22 protein-coding genes are annotated in these 19268 nt (G+C 64.7%); 10 read left to right on the forward strand and 12 right to left on the reverse strand.

The features are described 5' to 3' along the window. The coding region (locus ACE3SN_RS06625) for an MFS transporter (protein WP_374528628.1) at positions 1-1195 on the forward strand (1195 nt) is incomplete at its 5' end. Then, positions 1188-1889: an SDR family NAD(P)-dependent oxidoreductase gene (locus ACE3SN_RS06630; protein ID WP_374528629.1), complete on the forward strand. Its 702-nt coding sequence runs from the start codon at positions 1188-1190 to the stop codon at positions 1887-1889. The genes ACE3SN_RS06625 and ACE3SN_RS06630, both read left to right, overlap by 8 nt. Before the next feature lie 3 nt (positions 1890-1892). Here ACE3SN_RS06630 and ACE3SN_RS06635 read toward each other — a convergent pair whose 3' ends face one another. Genes ACE3SN_RS06635 through ACE3SN_RS06645 form a run of 3 tightly spaced genes read right to left on the reverse strand, consistent with a single transcriptional unit; the run spans position 1893 to position 4104 of the window. Further along, entirely contained in the window at positions 1893-2657 is a 765-nt protein-coding gene (locus tag ACE3SN_RS06635; RefSeq protein WP_374528630.1) for an SDR family NAD(P)-dependent oxidoreductase, read from the reverse strand. Continuing rightward, complete coding sequence (locus ACE3SN_RS06640) at positions 2657-3163, reverse strand: cupin domain-containing protein (RefSeq protein WP_374528631.1); 507 nt, start codon at positions 3161-3163, stop codon at positions 2657-2659. The genes ACE3SN_RS06635 and ACE3SN_RS06640 overlap by 1 nt, the downstream gene beginning before the upstream one ends. Continuing rightward, a complete protein-coding gene (locus ACE3SN_RS06645) occupies positions 3160-4104 on the reverse strand; it encodes a fumarylacetoacetate hydrolase family protein (RefSeq protein ID WP_374528632.1) in 945 nt (314 codons plus the stop codon). Before ACE3SN_RS06645 ends, ACE3SN_RS06640 begins: the two co-directional genes overlap by 4 nt. A 167-nt stretch (positions 4105-4271) precedes the next feature. On the opposite strand from ACE3SN_RS06645, the gene hisD reads away from it, so the two are divergent. The 7 genes from hisD to ACE3SN_RS06680 are packed head-to-tail and all read left to right on the forward strand — an operon-like array spanning position 4272 to position 10486. Continuing rightward, on the forward strand, positions 4272-5603 hold the full coding sequence (hisD, locus tag ACE3SN_RS06650) for a histidinol dehydrogenase (protein WP_374528633.1): 1332 nt from the start codon (positions 4272-4274) through the stop codon (positions 5601-5603). A 27-nt stretch (positions 5604-5630) separates the two neighbouring features. Beyond that, the gene (locus ACE3SN_RS06655; RefSeq protein WP_374528634.1) at positions 5631-6389 is read left to right on the forward strand and encodes an SDR family NAD(P)-dependent oxidoreductase; all 759 of its coding nucleotides are present in this window, start codon (positions 5631-5633) and stop codon (positions 6387-6389) included. 19 nt (positions 6390-6408) lie between these two features. Continuing rightward, a complete protein-coding gene (locus ACE3SN_RS06660; RefSeq protein ID WP_374528635.1) occupies positions 6409-7209 on the forward strand; it encodes a cyclase family protein in 801 nt (266 codons plus the stop codon). Positions 7210-7212: 3 nt separating this feature from the next. Then, positions 7213-8370 carry an alpha/beta hydrolase family protein gene (locus ACE3SN_RS06665; protein ID WP_374528636.1) on the forward strand — a complete coding sequence of 386 codons (1158 nt, stop codon included), beginning with the start codon at positions 7213-7215 and terminating at the stop codon, positions 8368-8370. 28 nt (positions 8371-8398) lie between these two features. Next, positions 8399-9445 (forward strand): Rieske 2Fe-2S domain-containing protein, encoded by a 1047-nt coding sequence (locus ACE3SN_RS06670; protein WP_374528637.1) that lies wholly within the window; start codon positions 8399-8401, stop codon positions 9443-9445. After that, entirely contained in the window at positions 9438-9845 is a 408-nt protein-coding gene (locus ACE3SN_RS06675; protein WP_374528638.1) for a VOC family protein, read from the forward strand. Before ACE3SN_RS06670 ends, ACE3SN_RS06675 begins: the two co-directional genes overlap by 8 nt. Further along, positions 9842-10486: an O-methyltransferase gene (locus tag ACE3SN_RS06680; protein ID WP_374528639.1), complete on the forward strand. Its 645-nt coding sequence runs from the start codon at positions 9842-9844 to the stop codon at positions 10484-10486. The genes ACE3SN_RS06675 and ACE3SN_RS06680 overlap by 4 nt, the downstream gene beginning before the upstream one ends. An 86-nt stretch (positions 10487-10572) precedes the next feature. Here the strand turns inward: ACE3SN_RS06680 and ACE3SN_RS06685 are convergent, their stop codons facing one another. The 8 genes from ACE3SN_RS06685 to ACE3SN_RS06720 all read right to left on the reverse strand — a co-directional run bounded on the left by ACE3SN_RS06685 (position 10573) and on the right by ACE3SN_RS06720 (position 17727). Further along, the gene (locus tag ACE3SN_RS06685; RefSeq protein WP_374528640.1) at positions 10573-11646 is read right to left on the reverse strand and encodes a VOC family protein; all 1074 of its coding nucleotides are present in this window, start codon (positions 11644-11646) and stop codon (positions 10573-10575) included. A gap of 109 nt (positions 11647-11755) precedes the next feature. Then, positions 11756-12883, reverse strand: coding sequence for an FAD-dependent oxidoreductase (locus ACE3SN_RS06690; RefSeq protein ID WP_374528641.1), 1128 nt, complete (start codon positions 12881-12883; stop codon positions 11756-11758). A 17-nt stretch (positions 12884-12900) separates the two neighbouring features. After that, the gene (locus ACE3SN_RS06695) at positions 12901-13923 is read right to left on the reverse strand and encodes a VOC family protein (RefSeq protein ID WP_374528642.1); all 1023 of its coding nucleotides are present in this window, start codon (positions 13921-13923) and stop codon (positions 12901-12903) included. A gap of 140 nt (positions 13924-14063) precedes the next feature. Beyond that, on the reverse strand, positions 14064-14390 hold the full coding sequence (locus ACE3SN_RS06700) for a DUF2218 domain-containing protein (RefSeq protein ID WP_374528643.1): 327 nt from the start codon (positions 14388-14390) through the stop codon (positions 14064-14066). A gap of 4 nt (positions 14391-14394) precedes the next feature. Next, positions 14395-15015 (reverse strand): PadR family transcriptional regulator, encoded by a 621-nt coding sequence (locus tag ACE3SN_RS06705; RefSeq protein WP_374528644.1) that lies wholly within the window; start codon positions 15013-15015, stop codon positions 14395-14397. 84 nt (positions 15016-15099) lie between these two features. Next, a complete protein-coding gene (locus tag ACE3SN_RS06710; RefSeq protein ID WP_374528645.1) occupies positions 15100-15330 on the reverse strand; it encodes a hypothetical protein in 231 nt (76 codons plus the stop codon). After that, the gene (locus ACE3SN_RS06715) at positions 15330-16916 is read right to left on the reverse strand and encodes a phytoene desaturase family protein (RefSeq protein ID WP_374528646.1); all 1587 of its coding nucleotides are present in this window, start codon (positions 16914-16916) and stop codon (positions 15330-15332) included. Before ACE3SN_RS06715 ends, ACE3SN_RS06710 begins: the two co-directional genes overlap by 1 nt. Position 16917: 1 nt before the next feature. After that, positions 16918-17727, reverse strand: a complete 810-nt coding sequence (locus ACE3SN_RS06720; protein ID WP_374528647.1) for an SDR family NAD(P)-dependent oxidoreductase — start codon at positions 17725-17727, stop codon at positions 16918-16920. A gap of 113 nt (positions 17728-17840) precedes the next feature. Between ACE3SN_RS06720 and ACE3SN_RS06725 the strand changes: the two genes are divergently transcribed. Continuing rightward, positions 17841-18257, forward strand: coding sequence for a winged helix-turn-helix transcriptional regulator (locus ACE3SN_RS06725; RefSeq protein WP_374528648.1), 417 nt, complete (start codon positions 17841-17843; stop codon positions 18255-18257). Here the strand turns inward: ACE3SN_RS06725 and ACE3SN_RS06730 are convergent. Next, positions 18254-19261 carry a LysR family transcriptional regulator gene (locus ACE3SN_RS06730; protein WP_374528649.1) on the reverse strand — a complete coding sequence of 336 codons (1008 nt, stop codon included), beginning with the start codon at positions 19259-19261 and terminating at the stop codon, positions 18254-18256. The genes ACE3SN_RS06725 and ACE3SN_RS06730 overlap by 4 nt on opposite strands. Positions 19262-19268 lie beyond the last annotated feature (7 nt).

Consider the following 19268-nt stretch of genomic DNA (forward strand, 5'->3'; position numbering starts at 1 on the left):
CAAGCACCACGAACCCGGATTCATGACCGGCATAGCCCTGCTGCTGCCGATCACGCTTTCGACCATGGCAATTGTCCTGCTCGCCCCGATCCTGCCCGCACTGCTGGGCGAATTCAGCCGGGTGCCGAACTACGAATACTGGGTGCCGATGATCCTGACGGTCCCGGCGCTGTGCGTCGCGCTGTTCTCGCCCGTGGCGGGGATGCTGGGGGACTGGTTCGGACGGCGGCGGCTGCTGCTCTGGTCGTTCGTCGGCTATGCCGCGGTCGGGATCGCGCCGGTGTTCCTGACCGACCTCAAGGCGATTATCGCCAGCCGGGTGCTGGTGGGGATCACCGAGGCCCTGATCATGGTGCTGACCACCACGATGATCGGCGACTATTTCGAGGGCGAAAGCCGCGACAAGTGGCTGGCCGGGCAGACCGCATTTGCCTCGATGTCGGCGCTGGTGTTTTTCAATCTTGGCGGCCAGCTCGGCAGTTTCGGCTGGCGCGCGCCGTTCTGGGTGTACCTCAGCGCGCTGGTCATGCTGGCACTGGCGCTGCGCTTTACCTGGGAACCGGCGGAGAAAGACGCGCGCGACGAGGCCGAGGCCGCGCCGCACCATGCCAGCTGGGCGGGCTTCCCCTGGGCCCGTATGCTGGGGATCATCGCGATCACGATCTATGGCTCGGTCCTGTTCTACACCGTGCAGATCCAGGCCCCGATCGGCCTGACCGGGCTGGGCATCACCGATCCGGGCAAGACCGGGTTCCTCACCTCGATCGCCTCGATCGGCGTGCCGCTGGGCACCTTCGTCTTCTCGCGCATCGGCCGCCTGCCAGTGGCGCGGCTGCTGCTGCTTGAATTCGGGCTGCTGACGGTTGGCTTTGCCCTGATGTCATCGGCCGCCGTGCCGCTGACTTTCCTGATCGGCTGTTTCATCAACCAGCTGGGCGCAGGGATGTTGCTGCCAACGCTGCTGGTCTGGGCGATGAACGGCCTGCCCTTCGAAGTGCGCGGACGCGGCGCGGGGCTGTGGACGGGGGCATTCTCGGTCGGCCAGTTCCTGTGCCCGGTGGTCGTGACCTTCGCGTCCAAGCAGTTCGGCGGGCTGCTGGCGGCCTTCGGCGTGCTCTCTGTCGCGGCGCTGCTGGGCGTCATGGCCGCGCTGCTCGGGAACCTGCGCAAGGCACCGGTTCCGGCCCGTGGCTGAGCGGCTCGCTGGCAAGATCGCGGTCGTCACCGGCGCCGCTAACGGCATCGGCCAGGGCTGCGCTGACATGTTCGCCCGCGAAGGCGCGACCGTGATCGGCATCGACCGCGCCGACTGCGACCTCACCAATGAGGCGGCCGTAAACGCGCACTTTGCCGCCATCGGCGCCCAGCATGGCCGCATCGACGTGCTGGTCAACGCCGCCGCCTTTGCCGTGTTCGACTGGATCGAAAACCTGTCCTACGCCGACTGGAAGACCACGCTGACCGGCGAACTCGATATCGTGTTTCTGGCCACCCGTGCGGCCTGGCCGTGGCTCAAGGCCAGCGGCAAGGCGTCGGTGATCAATTTCGCCAGCGCCAATGCGGCCCATGCGCTGGAAGGCTCGCCGGCGTTGGCCCACTGTGCGGGCAAGGGCGGCGTGCTCGCCATGACCCGTCAGCTGGCGATGGAGGGGGCGCCTCACGGTATCCGCGCCAACACCATCGCCCCCGGCTTCATCAAAACCGCCGCCACCCGCGCGCACCTTGCCGCCGATCCCGCTTTCGAAGGGCAGGTTCTGTCCAAGAACATGCTCAAGCGCTTGGGCGAACCGGAAGACATCGCCTGGTGCGCGGTCTGGCTTGCCAGCGATGAGGCACGCTATGTGACCGGCGCCAACATTCCAGTGGACGCGGGCGCAACCGCCTGGTGAGCCTCAACTCCCGTCGGTAATCACCGTCCCGCCATCGACCACCAGGTTGTGGCCCGTAACGAAGGCCCCGGCATCCGAAGCGAGGAACACCGCCGCACCTGCCACCTCGGCAGGTGTGCCGGGGCGGCGCAGCGGGGTCATCGCCATGCGCCTTGCCATGAACACCTCGTCCGCCAGCAGCGGCCCGGACAGTTCCGTGGCGATGAAGCCCGGCGATACGGCGTTGACCCGCACGGCGCGCGGCCCCCACTCAACCGCGAGGTTGCGAGCCAGTTGCGCGACCCCGGCCTTTGCCAGTGCATAGGCATTGATGCGGCCATTGCCGCGCAGCCCTGCAAGGCTGGAAATCAGCACCGCCGCTCCGCTCGTGCCGTTCACCTTGGCACGAGCGGCAATGTGAGGGAGTGCCTGATTGCAGAGCACTACCTGGCTGCGCAGGTTGATTGCCATAACCTGAGCAAAATCGTCCATGTCGATGCCGGCGAACGGCCCTGCCTTGCCGGTGATCCCGGCGTTGCAAACGAGGATGTCGATCCCGCCAAGTTCGGCCAGTGCGAAATCCACCAGTGCCGCAAGCTGCGCATCGTCCGCCACGTCGCAGGCAAGCCCCGGCTGGCCCAGTTCGGCGGCAACACGCGCCGTATCGGCGGCGTCCTCGCTCGAGATCACTACCCGCGCGCCCTGCTGGATCAGCGCCTCGGCAATCGCGCGGCCGATCCCCCGGGTCGATCCGGTGACGATCGCACACTTGCAGGCAAGATCGAACATCAGTGCGGCTTGTCCTCGGGCAGCGGCACGCCATTGTGGAGATAGGCCGGAGCCTCGATCAGCACGAAGGCAATGCGGCAAACCTTGTCGGTGGTGTTGCGCCACAGGTGGTTGGTGCCGCGCTGGACGATAATCCCGCCCTGACGCACGGTCTTCTTCGCGCCGTCATCAAGTTCCAGCTCGATTTCGCCTTCCAGCACGATGCCATAGTCGATGCTGTTGGTGCGGTGCATCGGGCTCTGCTTGCCCGGCAGCATATCGACCACCCGGATCACCGAGCCCCCTTCCAGCGTCAGCCCGGCCTCGCGGTGGCGCCCGTCGGTTTCGTCGTTATTGTCGGCCGGGACGGTTTCCGTCGTCCAGATCAGCAGGAACGAGGCATCGCCCGAGGGGATCATCTTCGTCGGCGTCTCGTCTTCCGACTTGAACACCGCGCGCCCGTTGACATCGTGCCCGGTGACCACGCGCTGGATCGGCGGCAGGCCGCTGTCGCTAAGTTCGCTCATGCCTTCACGACCCTTGCCTCGATCGCGCCGAACGGCGCGCGGCCATCGCGCAGGGTGCCCTGCATCCGCACGGTATCGCCGAACTTCATGAAGTCGGTCTTGGGCGCGCCTTCGTCGACGATTTCGATCCCGCGGCGCTCGGCGATGCAGGACGAACCGCACTCGCGGAAATTCTCGTTCGAGACGGTGCCCGAGCCGATCACCGTGCCTGCCACCAGATCGCGGGTGCGCGCCGCGTGGGCGACAAGTTCGTGGAAGCCATAGCCCATCGGTTCGCCATTGGCCGCGCCAAAGCGTTTGCCGTTCCAGTCCACCAGCAAGTCGGCGCAGCAGCGCCCGTCGCGCCATTCATCGCCCAGCTCGTCGGGCGTGATCGCGAACGGCGCCATGGTGCACGGCGGCTTGGCCTGGACCCAGCCGAACCCGCTCTTCATTTCAGGGCCGGCGAGCGCGCGCAGCGACCAGTCGTTGATCTGCACCACCAGGCGGATGTGCTGCTTGCAGTCCTCCGCACTGGTGCCCATCGGCACAGCATCGACGATCACGCCGAATTCGCCCTCGAAGTCGATCTGCAGCGCCTCGTCGGGCATCCGCACGTCGTCAGTCGGGCCATAGAACTTGTCGGACACGCCCTGGTACATCAGCGGCCAGGATACCGGCGGCTTGTCCACGCCCAGCACCTTGTCCATCAGCGCGCCGTGGCTGGAATAGACCGAACCGTCGAGCCACTGCCACGCACGCGGCAGCGGGGCCATCAGCTGACTGGCGTCGAGCGGTTCGGGGAAATTGGTTGCAGCGGCCAGTTGCGGCGCCACTTCGTCCCAGCGTTCGAGCGCTTCCTGCAGGGTCTTGACCGGAGCGGGCGCACAGGCCGTGCCGTCTGCCGATACCACCACCAGGCGGCCATCCTTCGTCCCATCGCGCAAAGTTGCCAGGCGCATGTGCAAATCACTCCCCAAAAATAGAATCCATTATGGCCCGGTTAGTCAGCCCTGCCCGCGCGAACAAAGGCATTCGGTCGATAGGCCGCTATCGATACTATGCGATGGTCTGGCCCGCCGCGCTCATGCAAGTGGCGCTCAACTTCAAGCATTCCTCGGGGAGACTTATGGCCCAGTGGCTCAAGCGCGGCATGGCGGCGCAGGCAAAGGCAGACGCGGACCGCAAGGTTCGTGATATCGTGGAAGCGGCGCTGGCCGATATCGAGGCGCGCGGCGATGCGGCGATCCGCGAAATGTCGATCAAGTTCGATGGCTGGGACCGCGAAGACTATCGCCTTTCGCAGGCCGAAATCGACGCGGCGGTCGACAGCCTTTCCCCGCAAGAGCGCAAGGACATCGAGTTCGCCCAGGCCCAGGTCCGCAATTTCGCGCAGATCCAGCGCGATTCCATGAAGGACGTTGAGGTCGAGACGATGCCGGGCGTCGTGCTGGGCCACAAGAACGTGCCGATCAACGCGGCAGGCTGCTATGTTCCGGGCGGCAAGTATCCGCTGCTCGCCTCCGCGCACATGAGCGTGATCACCGCCAAGGTCGCGGGCGTTTCGCGCGTCATCACCTGCGCCCCGCCGTTCCAGGGCCAGCCCGCGCGCGCGATCGTGGCGGCGCAGGCGATGGCCGGGGCCGATGCGATCTATGCGCTGGGCGGGATCCAGGCGATCGGCGCGATGGCGATCGGCACCCAGACGATCGACCCGGTCGATATCCTAGTTGGCCCGGGCAATGCCTTCGTCGCCGAAGCCAAGCGCCAGCTGTTCGGCCGCGTCGGGATCGACCTGTTCGCAGGCCCCACCGAAACGCTGATCATCGCCGACGAGATCGGCTGCGACCCCGAAATGGCGGCGACCGACATCCTTGGCCAGGTCGAACACGGTCCGGACAGCCCGGGCGTGCTGCTGACCAACAGCGAGAAATTCGCCCGCGAAACCATGGCCGAAATCGAGCGCCTGCTGCAGATCCTGCCCACCGCCGATCATGCCCGTAAGGCGTGGGAAGCCTATGGCGAAGTGATCGTGGCCGAGAGCTATGACGAGATGGTCGCCATCGCCGACGAGATCGCGAGCGAACACGTGCAGGTGATGACCGCCGATCCGGATTACTTCCTGCAGAACATGACCAATTACGGCGCGCTGTTCCTCGGCCAGCGCACCAACGTTTCCTATGGCGACAAGGTGATCGGCACCAACCACACCCTGCCGACCAAGAAGGCGGCGCGCTATACCGGCGGGCTGTGGGTCGGCAAGTTCCTCAAGACCTGCACCTACCAGAAGGTGCTGACCGACGAGGCTTCGACGCTGGTGGGCGAATATTGCAGCCGCCTGTGCGCGCTCGAAGGCTTTGCCGGCCACGGCGAACAGGCCAACATCCGCGTGCGCCGCTTTGGCGGGCGCAATGTGCCCTATGCCGGGCAAGCCGAACCCAGCGAACTGACGCGGGCGTGATCCTTCGAAAGGCTCAGGACGAACGGAATGGCTGACCTTCCCGTCACTCCCTCCTTCCGGCTCGACGGCAAGCGCGCCGTCGTCACCGGTGCAGGGCGCGGCATCGGGGTGGCCTGCGCCAAGGCCCTGGCCGATGCCGGGGCCGAGGTGACACTGGTTGCCCGCACCGCATCCGAAATCGAGGCGGTTGCCGCCGAAATCGGACAGCGCGCGAAGGCCGCCGTGCTCGACGTGGCAGACCTGGACGCGGTCGCTACCCTCTTTGCCAAGCGCGAGCCGTTCCACGTGCTGGTCAACAATGCCGGCACCAACCGACCCAAGCCGATGTGGGAGGTGAGCGAGGCTGATTACGACGCCGTGCTCGACCTCAATCTGAAATCCGCGTTCTTCGTGGCACAGGCCTGTGCCAAGCGCATGATCGAGAGCGGGACGCAGGGCAGCCTGATCCACATGGGCTCGCAAATGGGCCATGTCGGCGGCCCCGATCGCAGTCTTTATTGTGCGAGCAAGTGGGCGCTGGAAGGCATGAACAAGGCCTTCGCGCTGGACCTTGCGCCGCACGGCATCCGCTCCAACACCATCGCGCCGACCTTTATCGAAACCCCGATGACAGCCCCCTTTTTTGCAGATGCCGCATTCAAGGCTAGCGTGCTGACCAAGATCAAGCTGGGGCGGATCGGCAAGCCGGAAGACCTGATGGGCGCGGTGCTGCTGCTCGCATCCGATGCCTCTGCATTGATAACCGGCACCAGCCTCGTCATCGACGGCGGCTGGACCGCAGACTGATTACTAGGGAGAAGTGAAAATGGCCCGCCGCTATGTCGACCTGTCGATGACGCTGGAAAACGATATCGTCAGCGATCCGCCGTTCCTGAAACCAACCATCACCTACGAAGTCCATGCGGATACCAAGCACGAGCTTGGCCACTGGTTCGACCCGGAAATTGCAGAGGGCATGTATGGCGGAGAGCCGTTCGCCGCCGCCGAATGGGTCAAGCTGACCACTCACAGCGGAACCCATGTCGATGCGCCATGGCATTACCACCCCACTCAGGACGCCAAGCTGCCCGGCGGCTCGCGCCCCGCGCAGACGATCGACCAGATGCCGCTCGAATGGTTCTTCAACCCGGGCGTAAAGCTGGACTTCCGCGACAAGCCTAATGGCTATGTCGTGACCGCCAAGGACGTCGAGGACGAACTCAAGCGGATCGGCCACGTGCTCCAGCCGCTCGATATCGTGGTCGTCAACACCGCCGCGGGCATGGCGCTGGCCAACCGCGATCCGGGTTATGTCGGGATCGGCGCGGGCGTGGGCTATGAAGCGACGATGTACCTGCTCGAACGCGGCGTGCGCGTGACCGGCACCGACGCCTGGTCATGGGACGCGCCGTTCAGCCACACCGCCGAAAAGGTCAAGGAAACCGGCAATCCCAAGCTGATCTGGGAAGGCCACCGCGCCGGGGTCGACATTGGCTACTGCCACATCGAAAAGATGCACAACCTGGAAGCGATCCCCGCGACCGGCTTCATGATTTCCTGCTTCCCCCACAAGATCAAGGGCGCCAGCGCCGGCTGGACCCGCGCTGTCGCGATTTTCGAGGACTAATCCATGGCTCTGTTCGAACCCTTTCCCAATTACGTCTGGAACCTGTCGGTTTCGATCGCGCTCGAAAACGGAGGGAAGATCGGCGAGATCGTCGATATCATCCAACCCCTGATGAAGGCTGCCGAAGCTGGCGAGGATGCCGGAACCCAGGAATTCATGACCGAATGGGTCAAGATGGCCGACAAGCTGACCGGCCTTGCCGAGGAAGACATCGCCAAGGGCCGGATGTTCTCGGCGGGCAACAAGCTCAAGCGCAGCGCGATCTACTACCAGACCGGCGAGCGGATGCAGGCCCACGGCTCGCCCGGCCGCGCCGAAACCTATGACAAGGCGATCAAGAACTTCCTCAAGGGCGCGCAGCTCGCGGGCGATCCGGTTGAACGCATCGCGATCCCTTATGAAGGCAAGGAAATCACCGGCCTGTTCCACAAGGCCCCGGTCGAAGGCCCCGCCCCGGTGGTAGTCTACTGCAACGGGCTCGATTCCATGAAGGAGATGCTGTGGATGGGTGGCATCCCCTATGCGCTGGCCAAGCGCGGCATCCACACCCTGTGCGTCGACCAGCCCGGCACCGGCGAGGCGCTGCGCCTGCACGATCTGCCCGCCACGCCCTATTCGGAACAGTGGGCCTCGGCCTATGTCGACTACCTCGAAACCCGGTCCGATGTAGACAAGGACGCGATCGGCATGACCGGGATTTCGCTGGGCGGGCACTATGCCCCGCGTGCGGTCGCCTATGAACCCCGCTTCAAGAGCGGCGCGGCCTGGGGCGCCAACCACAACTGGCACGAGGTGCAGTACGGCCGCATGAAGCGCGAGGGCGAAAACCCCGTGCCGCATTACTGGGGCCACGTGTTCTGGGTGTTCGGGGCCAAGGACATGGACGACTTCCTGGCCAAGACCAAGGACATGAACCTCAACGGTCACATGGACCGGATCAAGGTGCCGTTCCTGGTCACCCACGGGATCCATGACCGCCAGATCTCGAAGGACTATGCCCAGCAGGCCTATGACCAGCTGGTCAATTCCCCGCGCCGCGAACTGAAGTGGTTCACCGAACGCGAAGGCGGGGTCGAACACGTCGGCGCGGACAACCACGCCTTCGCGATCGACTATATCGCCGACTGGTTTGCCGAGACGCTGGGCGGGCACACCGCCTGACACCGGCACAAGGGGTGGAGTGAACAGAATGACCGGCTTCTTGCGCAACTGCTGGTACATGGCGGGCTGGTCAAACGAGGTCGGCGATGCCGGGCTGGTGCGCGAAATCCTGGGCCAGCGCCTGTTCCTCTACCGGCTGGAAAGCGGCGCGCCCGCAGCGATCCTCGATCGCTGCCCGCACCGCTTCGCCCCACTTTCGCTCGGCACCCGCGAGGGCGATCTGGTCGTCTGCGGCTATCACGGGCTGAAATTCGGCCCCGATGGACGCTGCGTCCACAATCCGTTTGGCCAGAAGATTCCCGCCGGAACCACGATCCCGGCCTTCGCCGCCGCCGAACGCCACGATGCGATCTGGCTGTGGGGCGGCGATCCGGCGCAGGCCGATGAAGGCCTGATCCCCGACTTTGCCTTCATCCCCGATACGCCGCAGCAGCGTTCGGTGCGCGGCTACACGCTGATGAAAGCCAATTACGAATACGGCACCGACAACCTGATGGACCTCTCGCACATCGAATGGGTCCACAAGGGCAGCTTCGCAGGCGACGGAGTGATCTTCGCCGGGCAGCATTCGGTGCGGCAGGATGGCGACACGCTCCATTCGGACTGGTGGATGCCGAACATCAAGCCGCCGATGGTGGCGCAGGGGCTGGTGCCGGAGGGGCAGACCGTGGACCACTGGCTGCGGATGCGCTGGAACGCGCCCGCTTCGATGCGGCTCGATGTCGGTGCCTGTCCACATGGCCGCGACGAGGCCGAGGGCTTCGACATTCCCCAGGCCCACATCCTGACCCCGGCCAGCGCCCACGAAACCCACTACTTCTGGACCGCGAGCCGCAACCATGACCTGGCTAGCGTGGAAGCCGACCAATATATGCTCGACCTGTTCCGTCAGGCCTTCGATGTCGAGGACAAGCCGATGATCGAGGCAGCCTATGCCAACGTGCGCGGCAACCTTGATGCCGGCGGGGATTTCTGGGCCGAAAGGCCGGTTTCTCTCGGCATCGACCAGGGCGGCACCCGCGCGCGGCGCCTGCTGGAAAGCCTGATCGCCAGGGAAGCCGCCGCCCATGGCTGACTTCACCTTCCACCACGGCGGCGTATCGGTTCCCAGCCTTGACGCGGCGATCGAATGGTATGGCCGCGTGCTGGGCTTTGAACTTGAAAAGCGTTTCTGGATCGAGGCCGCGCGCAGCCACACCGCGATGGTCCGCAAGGGGCCACTGCGGTTCGAGCTGTTCGAGGTGGAAGGCGCGGCTCCCCTGCCCGAAGACCGCCGCTTTCCCCCGCGCGACCTCAAGACCCACGGCAACAAGCACGTGGCCTTCCGCGTGGACGATCTCGACGCGTTCCTGGCCGAAATGGAGGAACAGCAGGTCGACATCGCCTTCGTGGTGAAGGAAGCCTTCGGCAAGGGCTGCTTCATCCGCGACTGCGCGGGCAACCTGATCGAATTCGTCGAGGAACCGGAGGCATGATCTTCACCGACCCCAAAGTCGCCGCGGTCTATGCCCGCTTTGCTGCGCGTGAACAGGCGGATGGGCAAAACCTGCGCGAACTCGGCCCGGCCGGTTTTGCCCGGCGCGATGAATTCCTGCTGCCGGTCGGCCCGGAAGTCGGCGCCTTCCTGCACGCGCTGATCCTCGCCCGGCGGCCCCGGCGGATCCTGGAACTGGGCACCAGCTATGGCTATTCGACGCTGTTCCTGGCCGATGCGGCGCGCGCCGTGGGAGCGCAGGTGGTGACGATGGAACTGGCCGACTACAAGCAGGCCCATGCGCGCGAGCAACTGGACGAGGCGGGGCTGGCCGATGTGGTCGATTTCCGCCTGGGCGATGCGGTGGCCATGCTCGCCGCAGATCCCGGACCATTCGATTTCGCCCTGCTCGACATCTGGAAAGAGCTCTACCTCCCCTGCTTCGAGGCGCTTTACCCCAAACTTGCCGAAGAAGGCGTGATCTGCGCCGACAACATGGTCGAGCCCGCCATCGCCCGCCCCGAAGTGCGCCAATACCGCGAGGCCGTGCGCGCCAAGGCTGACCTTCAGACCGCGTTGCTCCCGATCGGTCAAGGCGTGGAGCTGACGGTCAGGTGGAGCGCGGGGAACGCCAAGCTCTGATCGCCTTGAAGGCCGCAAGCAATATCTAAAAGGCCCGCCCGCACCGAAGCGCGGACGGGTCGGGTGAGTGCCGGAAGTTTCAGGGTTCAGATGGCGTGCTCATCCGCATCGGTGAGGCGCGACAGCGTGGCGTCCGTGGTCGGCTGCTTGCCGGGCTTCACCTTGCGGTAGGCTTCGAAGCTGGCGCGGTCCTTGTCGAACTGCATATCCCAGGGAATGTTGTCGCCGCGGAAGATCGGCGGGGCATTGTTCGACCACAGCAGGCTGCCAAAGCGGAAATCCCACGCGCGCGGCACCCAATTGTCATCAAGGTAGTCGCTATCGGCGTGATATTCGGCCTCGCCCGCCTTGCCGGGGATGTCGCAGTAATAATAGATCGCGCTGGAAATGCGGTGACGGGAAATCCCGCCCGAACTGTTCATGCTGGTGTTCTTCCAGCCCTTGGCTTCCATGATGTTGGCCCCCAGCATCACTTCGTCGATGTCGTCGCAGCCAAAGGCGATGTGCATGAACTTGAAGTGATCCGGCGCGATCGGCAGATCGCAATTGACCCAGAAGATCGAGTGGTGCTCGAACGTGCCGTCGGCGCGCGCGAAGATGCCGGTGCCCTTGGAGTGATCGGTGTAGCGAAAGCCCAGATGGCGCTCGTAAAATTCGAAGCTGCCGACATAGTCTGTGCTGAAGAACACCACGTGGTTGATCGTCTTGGGGATTGCCTTCGATCGCCAGATGCGGTGCTGGTTGAAGCGCGGCTGGCTGGAGGGCGTGTTGACCGGCGAGGCCTCGCTCACCACCGCGCGCTTGTTCCAGACACGCAGGGCAATCGGCTGGCCATCGGGGCAGACGCAATGGAGGGTGCCATCGCCATCGCGCGTCACGGCCACTTCGCTGGCGAGGCTGGCGGCGATCTTTTCAAGGTTTTCGGCCGTGTCGACGCCCCAGACGGTTTCCTTGATCCCGTCGCCCACGAAGGGATCGGGAACTGGCAGGCCGACGTGGCCATGCGGGCGCAAGATCACGCGGCTGCCCGAAGCAATGCGGAACACCGTCTCATCCGCGCTCGAAGATTCAAGCGGGAGACCGAAATCGCTCCAGAAGCGGGTGTGCTCGGCCAAGTCGGATACGCCGAAGACGACGCTCTCAACGCCAAGAATACTCATGAATTCTCCCCAGTATGGTTGCCGACCTTATGGGCTGGCAGCCAACCGGGGAGAAATTCAAAGATCGGGATGGCAGCTAGCGAGAGCCTCGATAGCGCGCCCCGATCGCTCAGACCGGCTCGGCCAGCTTTTCGCGGATGCGCTGGGTCAGCGCCACCGGATCGCCTGCCGTTTCGGGGTGCATTTCCCATTCGCCCAGCTGGATCGAACTGGTGCCGACCAGCTTGGCACGCTCGAACCGGCGGTCCATGAAGGCGCGCAGGGCAGCATCGACGTCCTTGTCGGCCAATTCCTCGGCCAGGACGACCGCATCTTCCACCGCCATCGCCGCACCCTGCCCCAGATGCGGCGTCGCGCTGTGCGCGGCATCGCCGATCAGCACGACCCGGCCCTTGTACCAGGGATCGGGCATGATGCAGGCCTCGAGCGGGCGATAGACCACGAGAGCGGGGTCAGTCACGTGGCGCGCCGCCTCGGCCATGGTGCCGCCGTATCCAGCCAGGCGCTTGCGCATCTCGTCAGCCAGCGTTTCGGGCGCAAAGCGCGGCTTGCCCGGTTCCTCGATCACCGCGAAGATATACATCTCTTCAGGCGTCAGCGGGCAGTAGCCAGCCTTGCCCTTGAAGCCGTTGTCGATCCCGACATAGATGTCCGACCATTCAAGGTCCGCCGGGCGTGGCACGTTGTAGCGCCACACGGCCTGCCCGGTGTATTTCGGCGCGGCTTCGGGCCACAGCACCTTGCGCACCGCCGAATAATTGCCATCGCAGCCGATCATCAGGTCATAGGAGCCGCTGGTGCCGTCGCTGAAGGTCACGTCCACGCCGCTGCCGGTATCGGTGAAGCTGTCGAACGAGACGCCAAGGCGCACCGGGATGCCCAGCTGCTTGACCTTGGAGGTCAGCACTTCGTGCAGCGCGGGGCGGGTAAGGCCGAGGTCTGAGGGCAGGCCATCGACCTGCGAATCCCCCGGCAGTTCGGCAATCACCTGCCCCGCCACGTTCTTGAAGCGTGCGCCCTTGTAGGGATAGCCGGCAGCCACGGCCGCCTTGCCGACGCCGAGCTGCTCGAGCGCGCGGATGAAGTTGGCCTGGACGATGATTCCGACATGGTAGACCGACCACGAGGCATCCTTCTCGACGACCTCAACCTTGACGCCCTTATTGTGCAGCCCGATCGCGACCGCGAGTCCGGCCACGCCGCCACCGATCACCAGGACATTCTGTGCCTTGCTCATGCGCTTGATCCTCTCGCTTATTCGGCCGCTTCGGCGACCGGCGCCGGGTCTGCGGGGTGATAGTGAAGCTGGTCAGGACGCGCATAAGCGACGTCCCAGTTGGGTTCGCCCTTCATGAAATCGGGCAGGTTGGTCATGTAGATCGCGGTGCCGAAGGCGCCGTCCCAGATGCGCGGCTTCCAGCCATCGTCCACGCAGTCGCAGTCCGCGCCGTATTCGGCATCGCCGCCCGCCGGACAGGGAACATAGAAGAACGCCGCGCTGGTCAGTCGGTGGCGGCCAAAGCCCCAGTTCCAGTCGCCATAGTCATAGCCGCGCCGGTCGAGATAGTTCTTGGCCACCATCAGTTCGTCGATGTCCTCGACTTCCCAGTTGGCGTGGTGGAATTTCAGCGTGCCGTTGAAGCCCGGCATCGGCGCGTGGGCATTGGCCAGGAACACGTTGTGGTGTTCGTAGCAGCCATCGGCGCGCATGTAGACGCCGAAGCCCTTTTGCATGTCGGTGATGCGGAAGCCCAGCTTGTCGCGGTAGAATTCAAGCGCCTGCTGGACATCCGGGAAGGTCCAGACGCAGTGGTGGGTGCGCTTGGGCAGCGCGCGGTCGATCCACTTGCGCGGCTGGTTGAGCCGTTCGATCCGCCCGATGGTGTTCTGCGGGGTGGGCGCACCAAACACGGCGCGCGGCTGCCACACCTGGAGGCCGATCGCCTGCCCGAACGGGGTGGTAAAGTGGACCACGCCTTCGCTGTCGGTGGTCAGGACCGTATCGGGTTCCAGCTGCGCCTTGATGCGGGCAAGGCCTGCCTCGCTATCGACCGCCCAGACGCATTCGAACACGCCCTTACCGGTCTGCGCGGTGTTCGCGGGCAGGCGCGGATGGCCGTGCTTCAGGATCAGCGTCTGCGAACCGTCCGCGACCTCGAACAGAGCCTCGTCGCCCTTGTCGTAGAGCAGGGTCAGGCCAAAGTCGGTAAAGAAGCGGACGCAGGCGGCAACGTCGTCAACCGCCCAGGTCAGCCGCCTGATGCCAATGATCGCCATTTCAAGAAACTCCCTTGTTGTCGGCAAGGGAGATGCGGGCACAGGGCCACGCGCTTCTTGATCTGGCTCAAATCATTGGCATGGATTGATCGGGTTCGATGGCTTCGGAAAAATCGAAACCAGCGATTTAACTCAGAAATTCAGCCATCTTGCCAATCAAACGCCAGTTCGCCCTCGCGGAAGGCGAAGCGATTGAGGTGGCGTTCGACCGCACCTTTCAGCCCTTCAAGCTGGCCGTTCGAGCTGGCCTCGATCCGGCAGGTCAGGGTGTCAGGCGAGGCGGTCATGGTGAACACACCGTCGCCCGGCCAGTCGGCGCCCCGCGCATTGCGGGGGAAGACCACCTTGCCCTGCGTGGCATCGAATTCGACCGCCAGATTGTGCGCCCAGTGCTTGCAAAGCTGCTGGAGGTAGCGGCTGGCGCTGGCCGTGGGGACCAGCGCGGTGGAAGTGGTGGCGGTGCTCATCGTCTCACAGCCTTTCAATCTTCTGGGCTGCTTCATCAAGCAGCGCGGCAATGGCAAAAGCGGTTTCGGCGTCCGCTCCATCGCGGGTCAGGCGTTGGATCGCGGCGGTGCGCAGGTTCATCATCGCGCGGCGGACCGGGGCGGCGTTGGCCTTGCCGGCATCGTCGCCAAGCGCGGCGAGCCGGGCAAAAGCGGCATCGACTTCGGCGCGCTTCGCTTCCAGTTCCGCCTTGCCCGCGTCGGTCAGCTGATAGCTGCGGCGCGAGCCCTCGCCCGGCGCTTCCTCGGCCAGGCCCATGTCGGCCAGCAGGGTCAGCAGCGGATAGAGCACGCCCGGGCTGGGGCTATAGGCTTCGCCGCTCTTTTCCGCGAAGCTGCGGATCAGTTGGTAGCCGTGTTGCGGACCGCGTTCGAGCAGGCCCAGCACCATCAGGCGCAGTTCCTCACCGGCAAAGCGCTTGCCGCGCCGCCCGCCGCCGAAACCGCCGCCACCGCCACGCGGACCGCGCCCGAAGCCTTCGCCAAAGCCCTCGGCAAAGCCGTGGCCAAAGTGTTCGCCCCGGCGCATCCGCGCGGCAGGGCCCTGGCCGTGACCCATGCCACGACCGCGCTTGAAAATATGCATGCTTTCAAACTCCATTGCATTGTGCATGGAGTCTATCTAGCGCGCTCAAGAGCTATTGCAAGATATATCTTGTAACAGTCCGTATCAGCGCCGGAACAGCAAGGTTAGCAGGAACAGGAAGGTCTTGAAGTCGAGCAGCTTCAGCGCCGCGCGCGCTTCGGCCGGGGTCAGCTTGGCGACCATCGGCATCGCGCCGAAGATCTTGCCGCGGATCACCAGGTTACCCTCCTCGCCAGAGATCTTGCGGATCGCCATCAGTTCCTTGTCGTTGGCATCAAGGATGACGGCGGTTGGAACCTTGGTTTTCTTGACCATCACACCGCCCTCCCACAGACCTTGTCGTAATCGATGCCTTCATCGTCCATCATCTGGATCGCGGTGGCGCGGCCCGCGCCAAACACCCCGCCGCCCGGATGCATGAACGGCCCGACCAGATAGAGCCCCTCGATTTCCGGCACGCGCAGGGAGCCCAGATCCGGCGTCGGACGGTGCCCGGCCGACTGGTAGAAGAACGGCGCGCAGCCGTGGATATCGCCGCGCACAAAGCTGGCCGGGCTATCGCGTTCATGGTCGACGGGCGAGCGGATCAGCCGCCCGGTGATGTTGTCATTGGTGAGGTTCGAATAGAACTTGCGGTACTGGGCCAGCGCCTTGTCCGCGACTTCCTGCTTGCGGGCATCCCACGAACCGGGGCCATCGGGATAGAGATCATAGGGCGCAAAGTTCACGCCATAGAACACCCCTGCCCCTTCGGGCGCGCGGCTGGGATCGAAAATCGTGTTGTCGCCGCCCGCGATCAGCCGCTCGCTCACCTCGCCGCGCCGCAGCTTGTCATATTCAAGGCACATTTCGCGCATCGAATAGAAGTCCATGAGCTCGGTCATCATCGCGTTGCAATCGTTGCCGACGCGAAGCTTGAGCCGCTCCTTCAGGGTCATGTGGGTGAGGTTGATCGAGAAGGTCGACTGGGTGACGCGTTCGGCCCGCTCCAGCACCGGCTCGGGCGTTTCGCGCACGAACTTGCGCAGGACGTGGGGGTGGATCGCCGCGATGACGCCATCCTTCGCCATGAAGGTTTCGCCATCGGTCAGTTCAAGGCCGACCGCCTTGCCCGAGGAGACCAGCACGCGGGCAACCTCGGCATTGCAGCGCACTTCGCCGCCGAAATGCTCGATCGCGCGGACCAGCGCGTGGCTGAGCTGGCCTGAGCCGCCCTTGGGCATCGAGCAGCCGAAGGTGTGGATGATCCCCGGCATCACGAAGGCGCCCATGCCGGTGCCCAGCTCATCGGGCATCTGCAGGTTTTCGGTGACCATCCGCACGATGTGCATCTTCAGGAGGTCGCTGTCGAAATAGGCATCGACGATGTCGATCGCGGTGCGCTGCATCAGGTCGAGCAGGAAGCACCCCTCGTCGCTCTGGTCCATCATCGCGACGAACGCGCCCAGGGGGAACGGCGGGGCGTACATCCCGCTCATCAGCATCGGCAGCGCGGTCTGGCTCATGCCCACGAACTTGCGATAGGCCTCGGCATCCTTGGGCGAGGCGACCCGCGCCAGTTCCTCGCACGTCCGGTCGAGATCCTTGTACGAGCGGATGACCGTGCCATCCTCCCAGATCGAAACGTGGACCAGATCGGGGTAAATGTATTCCAGCCCGAATTTGGAGAGCAGCCCCAGCTCGTCCTCGCGCAGCATGGGGTTGCCTTGGATCATGATGTGCACGTTCGAGTGCTCGTCATGCCAGAAGCCCGGGTGCAGCAGCTCGCGCGTCGAAACCCCGCCGCCGTAGTGGGGCTTGCGTTCGAGCACGAGCACCTTCTTGCCGGCCTTCGCCATATAGGCCGCGGCGACCAGACCGTTGTGGCCCGCCCCCATGACGACGACGTCGTACTGGCTCATCTCAATGCTCCCCGGAGAAGAAATTGCGGAAGGCGGCGATGCCGGGAACGTGGGCCGAGCAGCCGCCATCGGAAACCAGCACCTGCCCGGTGATGTTGCGTGCCGCATCCGAGGCGAGAAAGGCGGCGGCCTCGGCGATGTCGTCGGGATCGCCCAACTGATCACGCAGGGTTTCATCCTGCACCGCCTTCATCAGCGCCGGCGGGAACGCCTCCTTCAGCGCGGGCGTCATGGTCATGCCAGGCGCAACCGCGTTGCAGCGCACGCCGTGCACGCCGTGGCTGGCGGCGATGGCGCGGGTCATCTGGATGATCGCGGCCTTGCTTGACGAATAGGCCGCCTGGATCATGTGGCCCTGCAACGCGAGATTGCTGACCGTATTTACGATATTGCCGCGCGCGGCGCGCAGGTGCGGCAGGGCGGCGCGGCAGGCAATCATCGTGCCGCGCACGTTGACGGCATAGGTCCGGTCCCACAGCGCGGTGGCCATGTGTTCGACATCGGCATCGTTCGCGGCGATGTCCGGCCCCAGCAGCGCGGCGTTGTTATGCAGAATATCGAGCCGTCCGTAGTGGCTGACGGTGTCGGCCACCATCGCCTCGATCGACGCCTCGTCTTCCAGATCCAGCCGGATCGCCAGTGCACCGGGCAGGCTGGCGGCGAGTTCCTGCGCGCGCTCGAAGGCGATGTCGGCAATGGCAACGCGGGCGCCGCGCATGGTCATCAGGCTGGCCGTGGCAAAGCCGATCCCGCCCGCACCGCCTGTGACGATTGCCACCTTTCCATCCAGCCGGATCGCATCCGCCGCCATCTTGCTCTCCCATGCTTGCGCCAGTGTTTGACTGTCCGGTGCAAGGTCATAAAGTGCGCCGCGATGGTGGGAAGACGGCACTTTTTTGTACCCTCTGAAACGGGCAGATCGGCATGATCGACCAGCGCGCAGGGATCGCCGCACTGGCCGCCGAAATGGCCGCCCACGGGACCGAGCGCGACGCACCCGTGCGCGCGGTAATGGGCCTGCTGGGTGATCGCTGGACCACGCTGATCCTGCTGGTGCTGGGCACGGGCGAATGGCGCCATGCCGACCTCAAACGCGTGCTGGCTCAGCTATCGGCGGAGCAGGCAATCTCGCAGCGCGTTCTGACCTTGAAACTGCGCACGCTGGAACGGGACGGCATGGTATTGCGCACCGTAACGGGTGACGTTCCCCCGCGGGTCAGCTATCGCCTGACCGGACTTGGCGCAGGCCTGCTGGGTGAAGCGCAGCGCCTGATCGGCTGGATCCAGGACCATTCCGGCGCAATCCACGCCGCGCGAACGAACTTCGATCAGCGGGCTTAGAGCGAGCCGGTATCGCTCTGCCAGCGAACGGCAATCTCGTCGCGCAGGACTTCTTCCGCACTGTCGATCGGCACCACGTTGCCGGCGCCCTGCACCCGGTTCTGCGCGACCGCGGCCAGCCGCTCGATCACCCAGCGCAGCGCCTTGTCGTTGCTGTTGGTGAGGTTCCACTGCACAACTTCGCGTATCGGCGGGATGGTAAAGGGCAGCTCGCGCATGACCAGCGGGAAGGTATCGACCACCTGCAAAGCCAACCGGCGGTGCATGGTGACGATCCGCCGCGTGCCCAGCACCAGGCCAGGCAGCGACAGAAAGCTGGGCGCAACAACTTCGATCCGCCGCTGGGTTTTCTGGCGGCGGGTAAACCATTCATCGAATGCGGGCATCTGTGCGCGGCCGAACCGGGCCGTCACATGGCCGAGTTCGAAATATTTCTCCCGGGTCATCTCGCCCTGCATGGCCGGGTTCTGCGTATCGCCGACGACGACGTAATCGTCTTCGAACAAGACCTGACTGGGATGGTCGGCGGAAACCGCAAAGTCGATGGTAACCAGCAGGTCGATATAGCCGCGCTCCACCGCCTCGATCGGGTTGGTGTTCATCGGCTGGATCTCGAACCGCAGGTTGGGCGCTTCCTGTTCAAGCTGGACCAGAACTTCGGCCAGCAGCACCTGCGTTGTGTAATCCGAAGCCATGATCCGGATCTGACGGTCGGCCGTGGCCGGATCGAACGGCGGCGCGATCGCGATCGTGCCGCGGATCTGTTCAAGCACGGCGCGCACCGGCTCGATCAGCCCCTCGGCGCGGGCGGTCAGGATCATGTGGCGGCCCTTCACCACCAGCAGGTCATCGCCGAAGTATTCGCGCAGGCGGCCAAGCGCGCTCGAAGTGGCGGACTGCGAAAGGCACAGCCGGTCCGCCGCCAGCGAAACGCTGCGCTCTGTCAGCAGCGCATCGAGCGCCACCAGCAGGTTGAGGTCCAGCCGTCCAAACCGCATCGCCATCTCCCGG

The sequence above is a fragment of the Novosphingobium sp. genome, from assembly GCF_041915465.1.
Lineage (GTDB): Bacteria > Pseudomonadota > Alphaproteobacteria > Sphingomonadales > Sphingomonadaceae > Novosphingobium.